General features: G+C 42.6%; 3 protein-coding genes. All 3 read left to right on the top strand.

All coding sequences use genetic code 11. From position 1 onward, the window contains the following. Positions 1-967 (top strand): hypothetical protein (locus AC07UV_RS25520; RefSeq protein ID WP_495185824.1); only part of this gene is annotated, 967 nt, incomplete at its 5' end. Between the two features lies 1 nt (position 968). Further along, positions 969-4,154: a SusC/RagA family TonB-linked outer membrane protein gene (locus AC07UV_RS25515; RefSeq protein WP_495185823.1), complete on the top strand. Its 3,186-nt coding sequence runs from the start codon at positions 969-971 to the stop codon at positions 4,152-4,154. Positions 4,155-4,263: 109 nt separating this feature from the next. Then, the coding region (locus AC07UV_RS25510; RefSeq protein ID WP_495185822.1) for a RagB/SusD family nutrient uptake outer membrane protein at positions 4,264-5,066 on the top strand (803 nt) is incomplete at its 3' end.

Here is a 5,066-nt window from a genome sequence, read left to right as displayed (position 1 = left end):
AGCTGACATTGAAATCATTCCGGTGACTGAGCAGAAGTCAGCTGAAATAAACAACTTCCTAAGTAAGAACGAGATCCTGCGAAACAGTAAGCTCCATATCGTGACCGACGCTGGTACAATTGCAGAGTATTTTCCGCATGCACTTGTTCCTCATGTCGTATTTATAAAGAATAATAAAATCGTACACATTGGCGGTTTTGAGTCCATGACAGCCGATAACGTTAACCATATTTTGAAGGGGCAAGCGGGCGAACTGCTGTATGTGAAAAATGACCAGGCAATTCAAACATCATTACTGGCGTCGATGGATACCCTATCCGGGACCAAGTACAGCATGCTGAGCCGCTACCGGAAAGATGTGCCACCATCGACCTTTAAAGAGGTTGATACACTAAATGGTACACAGCGTATAGCATTCTTTAACTATTCGGTCAAGGAGCTACTGGAATATGCGCTATCGATCGAGCCCTTAGCCCTGAATACAATTGATCTAACAGGTAGTAGGTTTTTGCTGAAAGATATTGGCTATCATAATTCAATGGGTGATAAAATCGGGTGGCTCTCCAAAAATGCCGTTTGCTATGAACAAAAAATATCGATCGGAGCACCTGATAAGGAAATGAAAGACAATGTATTGCATGATATTAGTAAATACCTTCGGATAGACGTTTCTTTCGCCCCCGTCAAAGTGAAAATATACGAGCTTATCGTGAAGAAGAAACCTCATTCAAGCAGTGGAAAAAACCGCCAGTATACGCGCTTGAACTATCTGATTGATGCTTATAACAGACTTCCGAACAGCATTCCGATAGTCGATAAAAATGGGATATCTCGAGAAATTTATGTGCCAAAGCGAAACCTTTCCAAGCTGAATTCTGAGCAGTTGATCGCACTGATCAATGAAGCGGGCTGCCAGCTGATACACTCGGTGATGACAATAAATACCATTCAGATAAAGGACAGATAATATGAAAAGTATAATAAAATATATACTGTGCCTATGCCATTGCATTGCAATGCAATCTGCATCGGGGCAGCAACGGATTTCCCTGATTGTAAAGGATTCTCTGACAGGCAAACTGCTGGGCGGTTATAACATTTCTGTAAACGGAAAAGGCGTAAAAGTAAATAACGGGATTATTGAAATCGATGGCGCGGATACACCCGCAGAGGTGGTATGTACGCATGTAGGATATGGACAAAAAAAACTTTCTTACCGCCTACCGGTCGGGCGACTAGTATTTGCAATGCTTCCGGCTGAATATCAGCTTGAAGAGGTGCAGATCAATACGGGATACCAGAAACTTTCAAAAGAAAGGCAGACAGGTTCGTACGAAGTAATAACGAAGGAAGAAATACAGCGGTCTGTTTCATCCAATATATTGAATAGGCTTGAAGATATGACTACTGCAATTTCTTTTGACCGTCGAAATTACAATATCAACAATCCCGGGAGCTCGGATGGGAACCTGGATATCCGGGGGATCAGCAGTACCAGCGGATCAAACAGTCCCCTAATCATTGTAGACAACTTTCCATACGAAGGTAATATTGATAATATAAACCCCAATGACATCGAAAATATAACAATTCTTAAAGATGCTGCTGCATCTTCGATATGGGGTGCCAAGGCCGGGAATGGTGTGATCGTGATCACAACAAAAAGAGGGAAAAAAGCGAGCCGAGAATCCCTTAATTTTTCATCGAATCTTTCTATAGGCTCCAAACCGGATCTATTCAAACTTAAGCAGATCAGCAGTTCTGAATTTATTGATATGGAGATACTGCTTTTTGACAAGGGATACTACAATAACCAGATCAGCAATAAAAAACATCCGGCACTTTCGCCCGTTATAGAACTGCTGCAACTGCAAAAAGAAGGAAAGATAAATGATTTAGAGCTCCGGGAAAGAATTGATCCATACAGAAATATGGATTCAAGAAGGGACTATATGGATTATTTCTACAGAAACTCCTTTGACCAGCGATACGCTATCGACCTGAGCGGTGGATCTGATGTGGCCAGCCATTATGTTTCATTTGGTGTGGATAACCAAAAGCCCAGTCTGCGAGGTAATGCAACAACACGGTATACCTTTAATTTTTCGAATGAACTACATTTTGGAAAAAAGGCAATGGTCCAATCCCGGATCAGTTATGTGCATCACCAGAGTACGGATTTTAACGATGGCTATGGTGCGGGCCTACCACTGTATCCTTATGCGCAATTGGTAGACGAAAATGAAACCCCTTTGGCCGTAAACTATGGGCACAGTAGGCGGTTCCTTGACGAGATCACCGATCCCGGGCTCCTGGACTGGAAATATAGACCGTATGAGGAATTACAGATCAATAATCAATATCAGAAATCGAGACAGCTATTGTTCGACCTGGGGTTGACCTACCGGATTACCCACTGGCTCGGTCTTGAGGTCAGGGGGCAATATGGTACTTCATCGGTGAAGCAAGAAAAACTGAACGGTATCGACAGTTATTTCGCCAGGAATCTCATCAATCTTTATACTACGGTCAAAGACGGGCTGTATAGCTATGGCGTACCCAAAGGCGGGATATTGAACCGTTCGGAATCTGATGGCCAGACAAAATCTTTTCGTATCCAATTGAACCAGGATAAAAACTTTGCTGAAAAACATCAGCTGACTTCGCTGCTGGGCTTTGAAGTGCGCTCATTGACAAACAACGAAAATGGCGCCCGTCTGTATGGTTATGAGCCTGAAAAAATGTTGTTTGCGCCAGTGGATCAGATCGCGCTGCTGTCTACTTATAGCAATATTGGTGGTACAGCATCCCTTGGTACCGATGGTTTTTTTAGGGACCGGACAGCAGATCGGTATGTGTCCGTCTATGGCAATGTTTCTTACAGTTATGACAATAGAATGGATGTCTATTTCAGTGCCCGGAAGGATGCCTCAAATCTGTTCGGTGCCACGACCAATGGAAAGTGGAGCCCGCTATGGTCCACAGGTGTAGCCTGGAATATCCATCGGGAGAATTTTTTCAAAGCTGATTGGCTGAAGATGCTGAAGGTAAGGGGATCTTTTGGGTATAGTGGGAATGTAAACAAGAATACCTCGGCCTACAGCACGATAGAATATGCTTCTTACCTGACTCCATATACTTCAATGCCCTTTGCGATGATCGTTAATCCACCAAATCCATCTTTACGATGGGAGAAGGTGAAAACTACGAATATCGGTTTGGATTTCGCAACCAAAGATAACCGGATATCGGGGGCTATCGATTTTTACTGGAAAAATGCCTACGATCTTTTGGGTTCTTCTCCGCTCGACCCGACAACTGGAGTGTCTGAAATGACCATAAACAGTGCCAATACCGAGGGAAAAGGGCTTGACCTCAATTTGCGCAGCCGTAACATGATAGGAGATTTTTCGTGGAGCACAGCTTTGCTTTTGAGCTTTAATAAAGTAATCATCAGTAAATATATGCTGACTATGAAACCTACTATGAGCTATATCCAGCAGATCAATCCGATCGAAGGACAGCTGGCCTATGCCGTGTTCAGCTATAAATGGGCCGGGCTGAATCCTGAAAATGGAAACCCAATGGGTTATATTGGTAATGAAAAGAGTGAAGACTGGAAAAATATTATACAGAAAACAGAATCAAATGAATTGGTATTGCATGGCTCGGCGCGGCCACTGTGGTTTGGGTCAATCCGCAATGACTGGAGCTATAAAAATATACTGCTCTCCGCAAATATAGGTTTTAGGTTCAGGTATTATTTTCGGAAACCAACAGTCAACTACGCGCAGATCGGTACATGGAACCCGGTCCATGCTGACTTTTCGGCAAGCTGGAAGGAACAGGGAGATGAGCTCCATACCGATATACCATCGTTCGCTTACCCGAACAATACCTATAGAAACAGTTTTTTTAATGGTGCTGCGGTCAATGTCATGAGAGGAGACCATATCAGGCTGACAGATCTGAGACTGGCCTATGAACTAAAAGGGATTAAATCAAAGCGCATTCAATCCCACAGCGTCTTCCTATATATGACCAATCTTGGTTTTATATGGCGGGCAAATGATGCCGGTATAGATCCAACGACTCCACAGAACGAGATCGGTCTGCCAAAGACAGTGTCCGTGGGAGTTAATGTAAAACTGTAATCGGTATGGAATTACAGTCCAATTTTAAGACTGGATAACAACCCCCAGATGACTATAATTTTAAATATAAAAAACTCCGTTCCATCGATGGGACAAAACATATTTAGAGATGAAAACATGTTTATTATTTTTAGTGGCTTTAATTGCCTGTTCCGGATGCAATAAATTTCTGGAAGAAAAACCACGTCAGAAACTGGCGACAATTTCGACCAAAGATGATCTTTGGGCCCTTCTCAATAATGAAAATATTTTTAATGCCATGACGCTGGTTGGGGAGGATCTCAGTGATAACTATTATCTCACTGACAATTCATGGAATTCGATTGCCAATATTTCCATTAGGAATAAATACACCTGGGAGGTTTCGGCGAATGATGATGTTGCCTGGTCCATGCTGTATCACCGGGTGTATTACGCCAATGTGGTACTCGAAAGCGTCGGGGTAATAAGGGATAAATTGAGTGATGCCGATTATAGGGAAATCGGGGCAATCGCCAAATTCTACCGGAGCCTGTCTTTTTTTGAATTGATGAACCTGTTTTCATTGCCCTATAATGGAAAGTCAAATGGGGATAAACCGGGAATTCCACTCAGAACATCATCTGATATCAATGTAAAGTTTAAAAGGTCTACCATATCGGAATGCTATGAACAGATCATAGGAGATCTCGAAGATTGTATGGAAGATTTACCATTACTGGCCCAGATAAAGACCAGGCCCAGTAGGCTTGCTGTATGGGCGCTTCTGGCTAGGGTTTATCTTTCGATAGGTAATTATGCGCAGGCATCTGAATATAGCAGACTGGTCATAGAGAAAAAAACTGAACTGTTGAACTACGCAATAATTGATGAAAAAAAAGAAAATCCTTTTGGCAGGTACAATGCCGAGGTGATCCATTCTACTTCAAATTA

This window comes from Sphingobacterium sp. GW821-FHT03E03, from assembly GCF_059420745.1.
The sequence above is the reverse complement of the archived record's forward strand: the minus strand, read 5'-3'. Positions and strand labels throughout refer to the sequence as shown.

Excerpts from the sequence above, each read along its gene's own strand:
- AC07UV_RS25515 (WP_495185823.1), top strand. The coding sequence starts at position 969 with ATGAAAAGTATAATAAAATATATACTGTGCCTATGCCATTGCATTGCA.